This window comes from Pseudoduganella chitinolytica, assembly GCF_029028125.1.
Lineage (GTDB): Bacteria > Pseudomonadota > Gammaproteobacteria > Burkholderiales > Burkholderiaceae_D > Rugamonas > Rugamonas chitinolytica.
In genome coordinates this window covers 3,661,455-3,675,727 of record NZ_CP119083.1, presented here as the reverse complement: position 1 = coordinate 3,675,727, position 14,273 = coordinate 3,661,455, and the positions used below count along the sequence as shown (strand labels likewise).

The following is a 14,273-nucleotide window of genomic DNA, read 5'->3' as shown; positions in this document are numbered from 1 at the left end:
CATGCAAACCAATCTTGCCGATTTCATCAAGGGCACGCCGGAAGGCGACGAGGCCGAAAGCATCCTGCGCGCCTGCGTGCACTGCGGCTTCTGCACCGCCACGTGCCCCACCTACCAGCTGCTGGGGGACGAACTGGATGGCCCGCGCGGACGCATCTACCTGATCAAGCAGGTGCTGGAAGGCGCCCCGGCCGGGCCGGGGACGCAGCTGCACCTGGACCGCTGCCTGACGTGCCGCAACTGCGAAACCACCTGTCCCTCCGGGGTGCGCTACGGCCGGCTGGCGGACATCGGCCGCGCCGTCGTCGAACGACGCGTGCCGCGCACGCTGCCGGACCGGATCAAGCGCTACGTGCTGAAGGAGGGGCTGTCGCGGCGCGCCCTGTTCACGCCTGCGTTGCGGCTGGGACAGGCGTTGCGGCCGCTGCTGTCGCCAGCGCTGCAGGACAAGCTGCCGCCGCTGCGTCGCGCCACCCCATGGCCGACGCGCACCCATGCGCGCCGCATGCTGGTGCTGGACGGCTGCGTGCAGCCCGCCATGGCGCCCAACATCAATGCCGCCGCGGCGCGCGTGCTCGATGCGGTCGGCGTGCAATTGTTCGCCGCGCCGCGCGCAGGCTGCTGCGGCGCGTTGCGCTTCCACCTGAACGACCAGGAGGGCGGGCGCGAGCACATGCGCCGCAATATCGACGCGTGGTGGCCGTACGTCGACCAGGTCGAAGCCATCGTCATGACGGCGTCCGGCTGCGGCGCCACCGTGCGCGAGTACGGTCACCTGCTGGCGCACGATCCCGCCTACGCGGAGAAGGCGGCACGGATCTCGGCGCTGACGCGCGACCTGTCCGAGGTATTGCCGGCGTTCGAGGAGGAGCTGGCGGCGCTGGTGCGGCGACGGTCCGAGCCAGTGGCCTACCACCCGCCTTGCACGCTGCAGCACGGCCAGCAGATCCGCGGCAAGGTCGAGGGCCTGCTGCGGGGGCTGGGCGTCGACGTGCGCCTGTGCGGCGAGGCGCACCTGTGCTGCGGCTCCGCCGGCACATACTCTCTGCTGCACCCGGACCTGGCGCTGCAGCTGCGCGACCGCAAGCTGGAGCAACTGGCGCAGACGGGGACGGCGCACACGGTGTCGGCCAATATCGGTTGCATCGGCCACCTGCAGTCGGGGACCGAGGCGCCGGTGGAACATTGGGTCGAACTGGTGGACCGGTTGATTGCCGGCTAGGTCACGAGAACCACGGGTCTAAGCGGGCGTGGACAAGTTCACGTCCAGATCGACGCTGCGCACGTCGCCGCGCATATCGGTGAGGGGCCCCAGCAGGCTGGCATCTTCCCAGGCGGGGGCCTTGACGAAGCCGGCGGCCCATCCCAGCACGTCCTCGGCCGGCATGGGCCGGGCGATGCCGTAGCCCTGTGCCAGGTCGCACCCGAGGCGGATCAGCAGCGCGCCATGCGCGGCCGTCTCGACACCTTCGGCGATCACGCTGCGGTTGAAGGCGCGCGCCAGGCCGACGACGGCGCTGACCAGGTGCAGGTCGTCGCGGTCCACCAGCATGTTGCGCACAAAACTCTGGTCCACCTTCAGCACATCGGCTGGCAGCCGCTTCAGGTAGGCCATCGACGAGTAGCCCGTGCCGAAATCGTCCAGCGCGAAGCGGATGCCCATCGCCTGGCATTCCTGCATGATGCAGCGCACGTGGTTGACGTCATGCAGCGCCGACGATTCGAGGATCTCCAGCTCCAGCAGCCGTGGCGGCACGGCCGGGTATTCGTCCAGGATGGCGCGCAGTTGCTGGACGAAGTCGGCGCGCTGGAAATGGCGCGCCGCGATATTCACGCTGACGCCCCACATGCGGCCCGCCGCGCACCACTCGGCCAGTTGTTCCAGCGCCTGGCGCAGCACCCATTCGCCGATGTCCGCGATCAGGTCCGTGTGTTCGACGGCCGGCAGGAACTCGCCCGGTCCCAGCAGCCCGCGCACGGGATGGCGCCAGCGCAGCAGCGCCTCCATGCCGACGACGTGGCCCTGGCGCATATCGACCTTGGGCTGGTAGAACGGCACCAGCTGGCCTGCCAGCAGCGCGTCGCGCACCTCGGTGCGGCGGTTGTGGTGGGTGCGCACCTGCTCGTCCAGGTCGGCGTCGAAGAAGTGCACCTTGCGCCGGCCTTGCACCTTGGCCTGGTACAGGGCCTGGTCGGCGTGGCGCAGCAGGTGGTCGGCGCTGACTTCGCTGCCGTGGTGCAGGGCCACGCCCACGCTTGCCGTCAGCGGCACCGTGCGCGAACCGGCCAGGTAGGGGCGCGTCAGCGCCAGCATCAGGCGCTCCAGCGTGCGTTCGACGCTGGCGCGGTCGCCATGGTCGCGCAGCAGCACCACGAATTCGTCGCCTCCCAGGCGCGCCACGTAATGATCGTTGCCGGCGAAGTCGTGCAGGCGGCTGGCGACCTGCTTCAAGACTTCATCTCCCAGCGCGTGACCGCCGCTGTCGTTGACCTGGCGGAAGTGGTCGAGGTCGAACAGGCACACCGCGAGGAGAGCGCCACCGGCATGGGCGCGCGCGATCTCCTGGTCGAAGCGACCGGCCAGCGCGGCGCGGTTGGGCAGGCCGGTCAGCACGTCGTGATAGCTGCGCCACGACATCTGCTGGATCAGCTGGCGCGTCTCGCTGACGTCGCGGAACACCAGCACGGTGCCGTGCAGGCCGCCGCCGGCCTGGCGGATCGGCGCGGCCGTGTATTCGACGTTGAAGCGGCGGCCGTCGCGATGCCGCAGGTTCTGGTCCTTGGCTTTCACGACCGGGCCGCCCGCCTGCACGGCGGCCAGCGTCTTCAGCAGCGTGTGCTGGCCGAAGTTGTTCGCCAGCGCGAACACGTCATGCAGCTCCAGGCCGCGCGCCTCGGCCTGCCGATAGCCCGTCAGTACCTGCGCCGTCTCGTTCATCGATTCGATGCGGCCCCACGGGTCCGTGACGATGACGGCATCGCCGATCGACGCCAGCGTGACTTCGCTGCGTTCCTTCTCCGATTGCAGTGTCTGCATCAGCTCCTGGATGCGCGCGGCCATGTCGTTGAAGGTGGTGGCCACCGCCTGCGCCTCGGGGAAGCCGCGTACGGGCAGGCGCACGTGGTACTGGCCGTCGCGGAACGCCTGCGTGGCACGGCCCACGCTGCGCAGCATGCGCCGCGTGGCGTAGATCAGGAGGCCCAGCAGGAAATAGACGAGGAAGATGTTCAGGCAAGTGACGAGGGCTTGCCGCCCCAACGCGCGCCAGACGATATTCAATGCCGGGGTCGCGCTGAACCACAGCTCCAGGCGGGCGCCGGCCTGGCCGATCGGCACGGTGTAGGTCAGCGGACCGAGGCCGGTGACGCGGGCAAACCAGTCCGGATAGGCCGGCGCCTGCGGCAGCCGCGTGGCCACCAGGGCGCCGGCGCCGTCGAGCCAGCGGATGCGCGCCACGGATGCGTTGACGTCCGCGGCGCGCTGCAGCAGCACGCGGATGGCAGGACGGTCGTTGGCGGCGGCAAGCGGCGTCATGGCTTCCGTCAGCGCCTGCGTCACCTGGCGCGATTCCAGCACGAGCTGGTGCCGTGCCAGCGTTGCCTCCGAGTCGACCAGCAAGGTATAACGGACGGCCACGACCGCGACGATCAGCACGGAGATCGGCACGAACAGGCGCGCATAGGCGCCCATTTTCATCCAACGGGAGACGAAACTTCTGGCTAGGGGCATGGCTTGGTCAGGTGAGCGAAAATGCGCCCGCCATTATTACCTAGAATGCAATGCCCGTGTGCAACCAAGAAGAATGATTTTTTATCTGCTGCTGCGGCGCAACATGATGCATGCAACCAGGTGCGTCAGGACGCCAGCAATGCCTCGATATCGCGGGCGATATCCTCCGGCTTGGTGGTCGGTGCGTAGCGGTGCGCCACGGTGCCGTCGCGCCGGATCAGGAACTTCGTAAAATTCCACTTGATCGATTCGGTGCCGAACAGGCCGGGGGCACCCTGCTTGAGGAACTGCCACAGCGGATGCGCCGCCGGGCCATTGACTTCGACCTTGGCGAACAGGGGGAACGTGACGGCGAAGCGGGTTTCACAGAAAGCGCCGATCTCCTCGGCGCTGCCCGGTTCCTGCTTGCCGAACTGGTTGCACGGGAAGCCCAGCACGGCGAAGCCGCGGGCATGGAAGCGTTCGTGCAGCTTTTCCAGCCCCGCGTACTGCGGCGTGAAGCCGCAGGCGCTGGCCGTGTTGACGATCAGCAGGACCTTGTCCTGGTACTGCGCCAGCTCGACCGGCTGGCCGGCCAGGCTGACGGCGGAAAAGTCGAAGACGGATGTCATGGTATTCCTCAGATCAGGCCCAGATGTTCGGTACCGGCGGACAGGTCGCGCGTCTTGGCGGCCTTGCCTTCCAGCTTGATCGCCAACCGCAGGTCGTTGACGGAATCGGCGTTGCGCAGCGCGTCCTCGTAGCTGATCTTGTCGGCTTCGTACAGGTCGAACAGCGACTGGTCGAAGGTTTGCATGCCCAGTTCGCGCGACTTCTTCATCAGCTCCTTGATCTCGTGCACCTGGCCCTTGAAGATCAGGTCCGAGATCAACGGCGAGTTCAGCATGATCTCGATCGCGACCGCACGGCCCTTGGCTTCCTTCAGCGGGATCAGGCGCTGCGAGATCATGCCCTTCAGGTTCAGCGACAGGTCCATCAGCAGCTGCTGGCGGCGCTCCTCGGGGAAGAAGTTGATGATGCGGTCCAGCGCCTGGTTGGCGCTGTTGGCGTGCAAGGTGGCCAGGCACAGGTGGCCCGTCTCGGCAAAGGCGATGGCATGGTCCATCGTCTGGCGGTCGCGGATCTCGCCGATCTGGATCACGTCCGGCGCCTGGCGCAGCGTGTTCTTCAGCGCGATCTCCCAGTCTTCCGTGTCGACGCCTACCTCGCGCTGCGTGACGATGCAGTTGCCGTGCGGGTGCACGAACTCCACCGGGTCCTCGATCGTGATGATGTGGCCGTAGCTGTTGGCGTTGCGGTAGCCCACCATCGCCGCCAGGGTGGTCGACTTGCCCGAGCCGGTGGCGCCGACCATGACGACGAGGCCGCGCTTGGCCATGATCACGTCCTTCAGCACTTCCGGCAGGCCCAGGTCGTCCAGCTTGGGGATGGCGCTGTTGATGGTGCGCAGCACCATGCCGACGGCGCTCATCTGCACGAAGGCCGACACGCGGAAGCGCCCCAGGTCGCCCGGGCTGATGGCGAAGTTGGCTTCCTTGGTCAGCTCGAACGACGCGGTCTGCTTGTCGTTCATGATGGAGCGCGCCAGGTCGGCCGTGTGCGCCGCGGTGAGCGGTTGGGCCGAGACAGGCGTAAGCTTGCCGTCGATCTTCATCGCGGGCGGGAAGCCGGCCGTGATGAACAGGTCCGAGCCCTTCTTGCTGACCATCAGGCGCAAGAGGTCGAACATGAATTTGGATGCCTGGTCGCGTTCCATGACGTTCCTTTAGCCGGGGAAGTTCTCGGGGATCTTGGCGGCGGCGCGGGCGGCGGCGGACGAGATCACGTTGCGGCGCACGAGGTCCGTCAGGTTCTGGTCCAGGGTCTGCATGCCGACATTGCTGCCGGTCTGGATCGCCGAGTACATCTGGGCGATCTTGGCTTCGCGGATCAGGTTGCGGATGGCGGGCGTGCCCACCATGATCTCATGGGCCGCCACGCGGCCGGCGCCGTCCTTGGTCTTCAACAGCGTCTGCGAGATCACGGCCTGCAGCGATTCGGACAGCATGGCCCGTACCATCTCCTTCTCCTCGGCCGGGAAGACGTCGACGATCCGGTCGATCGTCTTCGCGGCGGACGACGTGTGCAGGGTACCGAACACCAGGTGGCCCGTTTCGGCAGCCGACAGCGCCAGGCGGATCGTCTCCAGGTCGCGCAGCTCGCCGACCAGGATCGCATCCGGGTCTTCCCGCAGCGCCGAGCGCAGCGCATTGCTGAACGACAGCGTGTGCGGGCCCACTTCGCGCTGGTTGATCAGGCACTTCTTCGATTCGTGGACGAATTCGATGGGGTCCTCGATCGTCAGGATGTGGCCATACTCATGCTCGTTGAGATGGTTGACCATCGCCGCCAGGGTCGTCGATTTGCCGGACCCGGTCGGGCCGGTGACAAGGACGAGGCCGCGCGGCTTCAGCGCAAAGTCGCCGAAGATCTTCGGCGCGTTCAGTTCTTCCAGGGTCAGGATCTTCGACGGAATCGTGCGCAGCACAGCGGAGGCGCCGCGGTCCTGGTTGTAGGCATTGACGCGAAAGCGCGCCAGGCCGGGAATGGCGAAGCTGAAGTCGATCTCCAGCATCTCCTCGTAGGCCTTGCGCTGGCCGTCGTTCATGATGTCATAGATCATCCCGTGCACGTCCTTGTGCTCCAGCGGCGGCAGGTTGATGCGGCGGACATCGCCGTGCACGCGGATCATCGGCGGCAGGCCGGCGGACAAGTGCAGGTCCGAGGCCTTGTTCTTGACGGAGAATGCGAGAAGTTCGGAGATGTCCATTTATAATCCAGTGAATAGAACGACAACTAAGCCAATCAAAACAATTGCGGGACCTGCAACATGCGGCTGGCTGGCCGCGTATCGAAGGTCCCGGTCGACGATTATGTCCACAATCACAGAGAACTTGCAAGCAGTGGCCGACGCCATCGGCGCCGCCACGGCCGAGGCGCGGCGGCCACGCGACAGCGTGCGGCTGCTGGCCGTGTCGAAGACCTTCGGACCCGCTGCCGTCATCGAAGCGGTCCAGGCGGGCCAGCGCGCCTTCGGCGAAAACTATGTACAGGAAGGCATCGACAAGGTGGCGGCCGTCGCCGCCGCGCTGCCCGACATCGGCCTGGAGTGGCACTTCATCGGCCCGATCCAGAGCAACAAGACGCGGCCCATCGCGGAGCATTTCGACTGGGTCCACACGGTCGAGCGCGAGAAGATCGCCCAGCGCCTGGCCGAGCAGCGTCCCGATACGCGCGGACCATTGAATGTGTGCCTGCAGGTCAATATCAGCGGCGAAGCCAGCAAGAGCGGCGTCGCACCGGATGACGTGGCGGCGCTGGCGCGCGCCGTGGCCGCGCTGCCGAAGTTGCGCCTGCGCGGGTTGATGGCCATCCCCGAACCCACCGAGGACTTCGCCGCGCAGCGCGCCGCGTTTGCCGCATTGCGCGTGCTGTACGAAGACCTGCGCGGGCAGGGCTTCGCGCTCGACACGCTGTCGATGGGCATGTCGGCCGACCTGCGCGCGGCCATTATGGAAGGCGCCACCATCGTGCGCGTCGGCAGCGCCATCTTCGGCGCACGCCACTACAACAAGGGATAACCATGAAGATCGCATTCATCGGCGGCGGCAATATGGCCGCCGCACTGATCGCCGGGCTGGCCGGCAAGGTGACGCCGGGCGCCAATATCCACGTCGTCGATCCGAACGCCGCGGCGCTGGAGCGGCTGCAGCGCGAGCACGGCGTGACGACGGCTGCCGCCATCGATGCGGCGGTGACGGAAGGCGAGGTGATCGTGCTGGCAGTGAAGCCGCAGAGCATGCGTGACGTGACGACGGTGCTGCAGCCGCTGCTGGCGGGAGCGTCGCACAAGCCGCTGGTCGTGTCGATCGCGGCCGGCATCCGCGCGCGCGACCTGGCGCGCTGGCTGGGCGGCTACGATGCGATCGTGCGCTGCATGCCGAACACGCCGGCACTGATCGGCATGGGCGTGACGGGCATGGTGGCGCACGCTGGCGTGACGGCCGGGCAGCGCACGCTGGCGGACCAGGTGCTGGCGGCCGTCGGGACCACCTTGTGGCTGGACGACGAGGCCCAGATCGACGCGGTGACGGCCGTCTCCGGCAGCGGCCCGGCCTACGTGTTTTATTTCATCGAAGCGCTGCAGCAAGCTGGCACGGAGCTGGGCCTGACGGCGGAGCAGAGCCTCGCGCTGGCGCAGGCCACGTTCACGGGGGCGGCGCAGCTGGCGGCGCGCTCGGACGAGCCGGTGGCCGTGCTGCGCGAACGGGTCACCTCGAAAGGCGGCACCACGTATGCGGCGTTGACCAGCATGGAGCAGGGCGGCGTCAAGGCTGCCATCGTCACGGCCGTCAAGGCGGCGGCGGCGCGCGGCAAGGAACTGGGCGACGAATTGGGCGCGCAATGATCCATCACTTGTCGCTGGGCGTGCGCGACCTGGCCGCCAGCGCGGCGTTCTATGACGGTGTGCTGGGCGCGCTGGGCTTTCGTCGCGTGTTCGAGGACGATGACGCGATCGGCTACGGCACGGCGGACGACGAGGACATCCTGTGCCTGAAGCTGCGAGCGGACGCTGCGGCGCCGGGCCCCGGCTTTCACCTGGCCTTCGCGGCGGCGGAACGCGCGGCCGTGGATGCGTTCCATGCCGCGGGGCTGCGCACTGGCGGCGGGGACAACGGCGCGGCGGGACTGCGTGCGCAGTATGGGCCGCATTACTATGCCGCGTTCCTGGTCGACCCGGACGGGCACCGGATCGAGGCCGTGTGCAAAGCGCCGTCCTGACGTAACAACGGCCCGCATGTGCGGGCCGTTTTGTATCGGGCGGCTGCTATCAGTCGCGCGACACGATCACGCCGAGCAGCAACCCGACGACGCCGCCGACGATGACGGCCTTCCATGGATTGTCGTGCACGTACGTGTCGGTGCTCTGTGCCGCCAGCTTGGCGCGGGCCACCACGGAGTCCTCCAGCGTCAGCAGGTTCGTCTTCGCGCTGCGCAGGGTTTCCTGCATCTTCGTGCGGGCTTCGCCGATGTCGTCGGCATTGCTGCTGGCCGCGCCGCGCAGCCACTGTTCGGCGTCGCTGATGGTTTTCTTCAGGTCGCTCATCAGGCGGTCGCGTGCCACCGTCACGTCGCCGGGCGTGTAGGTGCTGCCGTTGCTGCTGCCATTGCCCTTGGTACCGCCGGTCCCTTCGAGATTGTTGGTCTGGTCCATAATCGCCTCTTCTTTTGGATTGAACAGCTGGAACGTCTAGTCTAGACAGCGGCGGCGTGCGCCACTTGTGATGCCGCAACTTTTCCTGATGGCATCAGCGCAGCGCGTAGTCCAGCGCGATGCCGGCAAAGACCGCCGCTCCCAGGTAGTTATTGTGGCGGAATGCGGCAAAGCACGGCGCACGCTCCCGGCCGCGTATCAGGAACCAGTGATAGACGACGCAGCCGGCGGCCACGGCAATACCGCCAAGGAACCATGCGCCAAGGCCGAAATACCGCCCGGCCGCCAGCAGGATGGCCAGGTGCGCGACGTAGCACAGCATGATGATGGCCACGTCCCAGCGGCCGAACGTGATGGCGGACGTCTTGATGCCGATCTTGAGGTCGTCGTCGCGGTCGACCATGGCGTACTCGGTGTCGTAGGCCACGGCCCAGAACACGTTCCCCAGCAACAGCAGCCAGGCCCAGCCGGGTACGCTGTCCTGCACGGCGGCAAAGGCCATCGGGATGCCGAAGCCGAATGCGATGCCCAGGTAGGCCTGGGGGATGGCGAAGAAGCGCTTGAAGTACGGATAGGTGCCGGCAATGATGACGGCGGCGACGCTCAACTGCTTGACGAGGGCGTTCAGCGGCAGGATCAACAGGAAGGCCATGATCGACAGGCCGGCGGCAATGGCCACGGCTTCCTTGCCGCTGATGCGCCCGCTCGTGATGGGGCGGTCGGCCGTGCGCTTGACGTGGCGGTCGAAGTCCCGGTCGGCGTAGTCGTTGATGGCGCAGCCGGCCGAGCGCATCAGCAGGGTGCCCAGGCTGAAGATGACGAGCAGGTGCCAGGCCGGCACGCCGCCGCTGGCCAGCCACAGCGCCGACAGCGTCGGCCACAGCAGCAGTACGGTGCCGATGGGCTTGTCGAGCCGCACCAGGCGGAAATACAGTTCCAGTTTGCTGAGGGCGGGGGCGGGGGCGGACACGGACATTTCGGTAAGCGAGTTCGTAAGCGAGTTCGGTAAGCAGTTCGGCAAGTAAGGCGATCAGGCGGCGACGTCGGCGGCCAGGCTGGTGACGCCGGGCAGTTCGCACTGGGCGACGGCCTCGACGACGGCGTCGATGGCGGCCTTGCGCGTAAAGCTCTTGCGCCACACGATGACGACGCGGCGCGACGGCTGCGGGTCTTCGAAGTAGCGGAACTGCAGCATGCCACCGCTGGCGTTCATGTCGGGGACCGAAGCGCGCGGCAGCACGGTCAAGCCGATGCCGCTGGCGACCATGTGGCGGATCGTTTCCAGTGACGAACCTTCGAACGTGCGCTGCATGCCGTTGCCCGGCGTGGCGTAGCGGGCCATTTCCGGGCACACCTCCAGCACCTGGTCGCGGAAGCAATGGCCATTGCCGAGCAATAGCATCGTTTCGCTTTTCAGGTCCTCGGCGGGAATGCGCTCGCGGGCCACCCACGGGTGCTGGTTCGGCATGGCGACGACGAACGGCTCGTCGTACAGGTCCTGCATCGCCATGCCGTGGTCGGGCAGGGGCAGGGCCATGATGGCCGCGTCCAGCTCGCCCTGGCGCAGCAGTTCCAGCAGCTTGACGGTGAAGTTCTCCTGCAGGATCAGCGGCATCTGCGGTGTCTTCGCGATCATGGCCTTGACGAGCGGGGGCAGCAGGTAGGGCCCGATGGTGTAGATGACGCCCAGGCGCAGCGGCCCGGCCAGCGGGTCCTTGTTCTGCTTGGCCAGCTCCTTGATGGCGGCCGTCTGTTCCAGCACCCGCTCGGCCTGCGCGACGATCTGCGCCCCCAGCGGCGTGACGGAGATCTCCGTGCCGCCCCGCTCGAACAGCGTCACGCCGAGCTCGTCTTCCAGCTTTTTGATCGCGACCGACAGCGTCGGCTGCGCCACGAAGCAGGCTTCGGCCGCGTGCCCGAAGTGTTTGGCGCGCGCGACCGCGACGATGTACTTGAGTTCGGTGAGTGTCATGACCTTATTGACCAGTGGGTGCGGTGATATTGTAACGGAATGCCTTGGCTATAATGGCGCGATACCGCTAGCAAGAAAGAGCCCATGCCCCAATTCGAAGAAAAGATCTGTACCCGCGCCGACCTGGCCGCGCGCGTGGCCGCGCTGCCGCAACCTGTCGTGCTGACCAATGGCGTGTTCGACATCCTGCACCGGGGCCACGTCACCTACCTGGCGCAGGCACGTGCCCTGGGCGCCTCGCTGGTGGTCGCGGCCAATACCGATGCGTCCGTCAAACGGCTGGGAAAGGGCGACGACCGTCCCCTCAACACATGCGTTGATCGCCTGGCCGTGCTGGCGGCGCTGGAATCGGTCAGCCTGGTGGTGCCGTTCGACGAGGACACGGCGTTGGAGGTGGTGCTGGAAGCGAAGGCGCAGATTTACGCCAAGGGCGGCGACTACGACATGACGGCGATTCCGGAAGGACAAGCAGTGCTGGCTTACGGCGGCCAGGCCGTCGCGATCGATTTCGAGCACGACCGCTCGACCACGAAGCTGTTGGCCAAGGTGCGCACGTTCAGTTCTGCAAAATCGTGATCTTGCCGTCCGGCTCGAGGAAGGCGCACTTCATCTTGTGCAGGGGGCAGTCGGCCTCGCGCAGGGCCTGCTCGACGTCGCCCTCGGCCACGCGGCATTTCTTGACGACGTCGTGAAAGATATTGCCGTCGCGGCCCAGCAGCACGGGCGTGCCGTCGATCATCTCGGCCACCTTGCGGCTGCGCGACGTGGCAATGGCGATGATGACGTTGAGTGCAATGAGTGTGGCAGCGCTGATCATGCCGCCCTGCAAGGACTCTTCGCCACCGTTCAGTGAATTCGACACCGCCTCGCTGAGCAGCATGACGACCAGCAGGTCGAACGGGGTGAACTGCCCGACGGTACGCTTGCCCGTCAACCGTACCATGATCAGCAGGAAGATATAGATGATGGTGCCGCGGGCGATGAATTCCCACCACGGCAGATCCATGTCGAACATAGCAACCTCCGCCAGAGCTGAAAGCTCCCTTATACGGGGTTCGGTGCATTTATGCCAACACTGCTGGCCACGCCTACGGCTGACCCCGTGTCCACCATGGGGTCACACCCCGACATGGACACGGCCTCAGCCTTGATAACGGCGTCATATCGCGCTACTGCCCGGCTGACGGTTTTCGTGGATACCCGAAAATAGCCGGCGATGTCCTGCATTCGATAGGCGGTCGTGAAATACGCTCGAGCCATCGCCTCGTCACGCACGGCGTATATCGTTTGATAATGAGCCAAGGGTTGAGCAGTTCGCTTGCGGCTCACAGCCTCATCCGAACCTTGCTCGGTATGCTGCAGCAGTGGATCGACCGTTACCAACTCGCGTCGTACGAATCCCCGATAGCGAGAGCGGGCCTGCCCCAGGTCTGCCGTGCCGAACATGCGCAGCAGCCATTCCGTCGTCAGCCAAGGCAGCGGTGCAGTAAGGCCGCACACATTGCGGTGGCTGCTCCACCGCCAGGACTCGGCGTCCGGGACCAGGCCGGCGCGAACAGGGTTCTGGGCAATATAGCGTGCTACTTCAAGGAGTTGGCTGTCTCTACGGACAGGCACCGCATGAAACCGTCCCTGGACGACATGCCCGCTTAGCGAATGCCTATGATTGAACTTCTGCGCGTAAGTACTGTTCAGGTAGTGCATACCGTCGGATAAATTGCCTTCAACCGTTTCCACGAGAAGGTGATAGTGATTGGGCATCTGGCAGAAGGCGTGCACCGCGAAATTGTAGCGTTCACGCGTCGCGGCAAGCCGATCCTGCCACATGAGATAGTCGCGCTCATCCACGTAGATGTGCGCACGGCGGTTGCCACGCGACGTGACGTGATACAGCGCGCCGGGGTAGAAGATGCGAAGAGGTCTGGGCATCTCCTCAAACTAGCATTTGCGCCCCTGAGGAATCTGACGAGCGTCAAATTGCTGCTGGGCTCGTGTCTATGTCGGGGTGTGACCCCATGGTGGACACGAACCCTGCCGTGGGCATTGTTTCAGCTCCCGCCGTCGTACCCCTGCTGCCGCCAGGCCTCGTAGACGACGATCGCAACCGTGTTGGAGAGGTTCAGGCTGCGGTTGTCTGGACGCATCGGGACGCGGATGCGTTGCGTGGTCGGGAAGCTCTCGCGGAACTCCGGCGCCAGGCCGCGCGTCTCCGAGCCGAAGACGAAGACGTCGCCCGGCTGGAAGCTCAGCTGGCCGAACGGCGTCGAGCCGTGCGTCGTCAGTGCGAACATGCGCTTGGTGTCGGGCTGGACGGCGGCCAGGAAGGCGTCCCAATCCTTGTGCACCTGCATGCGCGCGTATTCGTGGTAGTCGAGGCCGGCGCGGCGCAGCTTGGCGTCGTCCAGCGGGAAGCCCAGCGGCTCGATCAGGTGCAGCTGCGCGCCCGTGTTGGCGCAGAGGCGGATGACGTTGCCGGTGTTCGGCGGGATTTCAGGGTGGACCAGTACGACGTGAAACAACGTTTACCCTCCTAATGTTATCGATGGGGCGGCGTGCGGGCGAACACGAGGTTCGTCACGCGCGTGGCGCCGTGGCGCTTCAGTACCGCCGCCAGTTCCTGCAGCGTCTGCCCGCTGCTCATGACGTCGTCGACAATGCCGATGTGCCGGCCCGCGACGGCGGCGCGCTCCGGCACCGCGAACACGTGGGCGATATTGGCCTGCCGCGCGCCGCCGCGCAGGCGGCTCTGGGCCGATGTTTCCTGCACCCGTTGCGCCAGGCGCGGCGCGACGGCGATGTTCAACAGGCGGCCCAGCGGACGGGCCATTTCCAGTGCCTGGTTGAACCCGCGCTCGGCCAGGCGCCCCGGCGCCAGCGGTACCGGGCACAGCAGTTCGGGAGCCACCAATGCGGGCGCCGCCCGGACCGCATCGGCCAGCAAACCCGCAAAGAGCCGCGCATGGGCCAGCCGGCCACCGAATTTCAGCTCCAGCACCAGCCGGTCCAGCGGCATCGCGTACGATACCGCGGCAACGGTGGCATCATAGGCCGGCCGGCGCGCCAGGCAGCGCCCGCACGGCTGCGCCCCTGCGGCATCGGCCAGCGGTTCCGCGCAGGCGGGGCAGCGGCACGTCGCGGCGCCGCAGAACTGGGCCCGGCATGGCGGGCACAGCGGGTCGCGCCCCAGCGCGCCGCACAGCACGCAGCCGCACGGCAGCAATGTTGCCAGTCCTGCCATCCACAGTCGGCTGCCCATCGCGTTTTGCTCCAAACAGGTAAACTGTCGCCTCGCCTCACATTATCTCATCTGAAGAACA

The 14,273-nt window shown here is 66.4% G+C and carries 16 protein-coding genes; 5 read left to right on the top strand and 11 right to left on the bottom strand.

Annotated features, from left to right (window positions below):
• The first annotated feature begins 1 nt into the window (after position 1).
• Entirely contained in the window at positions 2-1,222 is a 1,221-nt protein-coding gene (glcF, locus tag PX653_RS16200) for a glycolate oxidase subunit GlcF (RefSeq protein WP_277413801.1), read from the top strand.
• Positions 1,223-1,240: 18 nt separating this feature from the next.
• Here the strand turns inward: glcF and PX653_RS16195 are convergent, their stop codons facing one another.
• The 4 genes from PX653_RS16195 to PX653_RS16180 form a co-directional block, all read right to left on the bottom strand.
• Positions 1,241-3,691 carry a putative bifunctional diguanylate cyclase/phosphodiesterase gene (locus PX653_RS16195; protein ID WP_277413800.1) on the bottom strand — a complete coding sequence of 817 codons (2,451 nt, stop codon included), beginning with the start codon at positions 3,689-3,691 and terminating at the stop codon, positions 1,241-1,243.
• Between the two features lie 164 nt (positions 3,692-3,855).
• On the bottom strand, positions 3,856-4,341 hold the full coding sequence (locus PX653_RS16190) for a glutathione peroxidase (RefSeq protein WP_277413799.1): 486 nt from the start codon (positions 4,339-4,341) through the stop codon (positions 3,856-3,858).
• Positions 4,342-4,349: 8 nt separating this feature from the next.
• On the bottom strand, positions 4,350-5,486 hold the full coding sequence (locus PX653_RS16185; RefSeq protein WP_277413798.1) for a PilT/PilU family type 4a pilus ATPase: 1,137 nt from the start codon (positions 5,484-5,486) through the stop codon (positions 4,350-4,352).
• Positions 5,487-5,495: 9 nt separating this feature from the next.
• Complete coding sequence (locus PX653_RS16180) at positions 5,496-6,539, bottom strand: type IV pilus twitching motility protein PilT (RefSeq protein WP_277413797.1); 1,044 nt, start codon at positions 6,537-6,539, stop codon at positions 5,496-5,498.
• 103 nt (positions 6,540-6,642) lie between these two features.
• Here PX653_RS16180 and PX653_RS16175 point away from each other — a divergent pair, with 103 nt between their 5' ends.
• The 3 genes from PX653_RS16175 to PX653_RS16165 are packed head-to-tail and all read left to right on the top strand — an operon-like array spanning position 6,643 to position 8,551.
• Positions 6,643-7,350 carry a YggS family pyridoxal phosphate-dependent enzyme gene (locus tag PX653_RS16175; RefSeq protein ID WP_277413796.1) on the top strand — a complete coding sequence of 236 codons (708 nt, stop codon included), beginning with the start codon at positions 6,643-6,645 and terminating at the stop codon, positions 7,348-7,350.
• Positions 7,351-7,352: 2 nt separating this feature from the next.
• Complete coding sequence (proC, locus tag PX653_RS16170) at positions 7,353-8,177, top strand: pyrroline-5-carboxylate reductase (protein WP_277413795.1); 825 nt, start codon at positions 7,353-7,355, stop codon at positions 8,175-8,177.
• Positions 8,174-8,551, top strand: a complete 378-nt coding sequence (locus PX653_RS16165; RefSeq protein WP_277413794.1) for a VOC family protein — start codon at positions 8,174-8,176, stop codon at positions 8,549-8,551. The genes proC and PX653_RS16165 overlap by 4 nt, the downstream gene beginning before the upstream one ends.
• A gap of 49 nt (positions 8,552-8,600) precedes the next feature.
• Here PX653_RS16165 and PX653_RS16160 read toward each other — a convergent pair whose 3' ends face one another.
• The 3 genes from PX653_RS16160 to PX653_RS16150 form a co-directional block, all read right to left on the bottom strand.
• Entirely contained in the window at positions 8,601-8,984 is a 384-nt protein-coding gene (locus PX653_RS16160) for an ElaB/YgaM/YqjD family protein (RefSeq protein WP_277413793.1), read from the bottom strand.
• A gap of 94 nt (positions 8,985-9,078) precedes the next feature.
• Positions 9,079-9,954 (bottom strand): 4-hydroxybenzoate octaprenyltransferase, encoded by an 876-nt coding sequence (gene ubiA / locus PX653_RS16155; protein ID WP_277413792.1) that lies wholly within the window; start codon positions 9,952-9,954, stop codon positions 9,079-9,081.
• Positions 9,955-10,014: 60 nt separating this feature from the next.
• A complete protein-coding gene (locus PX653_RS16150) occupies positions 10,015-10,956 on the bottom strand; it encodes a hydrogen peroxide-inducible genes activator (RefSeq protein ID WP_277413791.1) in 942 nt (313 codons plus the stop codon).
• 84 nt (positions 10,957-11,040) lie between these two features.
• Between PX653_RS16150 and PX653_RS16145 the strand changes: the two genes are divergently transcribed.
• A complete protein-coding gene (locus PX653_RS16145; protein WP_277413790.1) occupies positions 11,041-11,532 on the top strand; it encodes an adenylyltransferase/cytidyltransferase family protein in 492 nt (163 codons plus the stop codon).
• Here PX653_RS16145 and PX653_RS16140 read toward each other — a convergent pair.
• The 4 genes from PX653_RS16140 to PX653_RS16125 all read right to left on the bottom strand — a co-directional run bounded on the left by PX653_RS16140 (position 11,513) and on the right by PX653_RS16125 (position 14,212).
• A complete protein-coding gene (locus PX653_RS16140; protein WP_277413789.1) occupies positions 11,513-11,971 on the bottom strand; it encodes a DUF421 domain-containing protein in 459 nt (152 codons plus the stop codon). The two genes, PX653_RS16145 and PX653_RS16140, sit on opposite strands and share 20 nt — an antisense overlap.
• 29 nt (positions 11,972-12,000) lie before the next feature.
• Positions 12,001-12,885: an REP-associated tyrosine transposase gene (locus PX653_RS16135; protein WP_277413788.1), complete on the bottom strand. Its 885-nt coding sequence runs from the start codon at positions 12,883-12,885 to the stop codon at positions 12,001-12,003.
• A gap of 119 nt (positions 12,886-13,004) precedes the next feature.
• On the bottom strand, positions 13,005-13,475 hold the full coding sequence (trmL, locus tag PX653_RS16130; protein ID WP_277413787.1) for a tRNA (uridine(34)/cytosine(34)/5-carboxymethylaminomethyluridine(34)-2'-O)-methyltransferase TrmL: 471 nt from the start codon (positions 13,473-13,475) through the stop codon (positions 13,005-13,007).
• 17 nt (positions 13,476-13,492) lie between these two features.
• Positions 13,493-14,212 carry a ComF family protein gene (locus tag PX653_RS16125; protein WP_277413786.1) on the bottom strand — a complete coding sequence of 240 codons (720 nt, stop codon included), beginning with the start codon at positions 14,210-14,212 and terminating at the stop codon, positions 13,493-13,495.
• Positions 14,213-14,273 lie beyond the last annotated feature (61 nt).

Coding starts and splice junctions, on each gene's coding strand:
- glcF (WP_277413801.1), top strand. CDS start 2: ATGCAAACCAATCTTGCCGATTTCATCAAGGGCACGCCGGAAGGCGAC.
- PX653_RS16185 (WP_277413798.1), bottom strand. CDS start 5,486: ATGGAACGCGACCAGGCATCCAAATTCATGTTCGACCTCTTGCGCCTG.
- PX653_RS16195 (WP_277413800.1), bottom strand. CDS start 3,691: ATGGGCGCCTATGCGCGCCTGTTCGTGCCGATCTCCGTGCTGATCGTC.
- proC (WP_277413795.1), top strand. CDS start 7,353: ATGAAGATCGCATTCATCGGCGGCGGCAATATGGCCGCCGCACTGATC.
- PX653_RS16145 (WP_277413790.1), top strand. CDS start 11,041: ATGCCCCAATTCGAAGAAAAGATCTGTACCCGCGCCGACCTGGCCGCG.
- PX653_RS16140 (WP_277413789.1), bottom strand. CDS start 11,971: ATGTTCGACATGGATCTGCCGTGGTGGGAATTCATCGCCCGCGGCACC.
- PX653_RS16150 (WP_277413791.1), bottom strand. CDS start 10,956: ATGACACTCACCGAACTCAAGTACATCGTCGCGGTCGCGCGCGCCAAA.
- PX653_RS16180 (WP_277413797.1), bottom strand. CDS start 6,539: ATGGACATCTCCGAACTTCTCGCATTCTCCGTCAAGAACAAGGCCTCG.
- PX653_RS16125 (WP_277413786.1), bottom strand. CDS start 14,212: ATGGGCAGCCGACTGTGGATGGCAGGACTGGCAACATTGCTGCCGTGC.
- PX653_RS16165 (WP_277413794.1), top strand. CDS start 8,174: ATGATCCATCACTTGTCGCTGGGCGTGCGCGACCTGGCCGCCAGCGCG.
- PX653_RS16190 (WP_277413799.1), bottom strand. CDS start 4,341: ATGACATCCGTCTTCGACTTTTCCGCCGTCAGCCTGGCCGGCCAGCCG.
- PX653_RS16175 (WP_277413796.1), top strand. CDS start 6,643: ATGTCCACAATCACAGAGAACTTGCAAGCAGTGGCCGACGCCATCGGC.
- PX653_RS16160 (WP_277413793.1), bottom strand. CDS start 8,984: ATGGACCAGACCAACAATCTCGAAGGGACCGGCGGTACCAAGGGCAAT.
- PX653_RS16135 (WP_277413788.1), bottom strand. CDS start 12,885: ATGCCCAGACCTCTTCGCATCTTCTACCCCGGCGCGCTGTATCACGTC.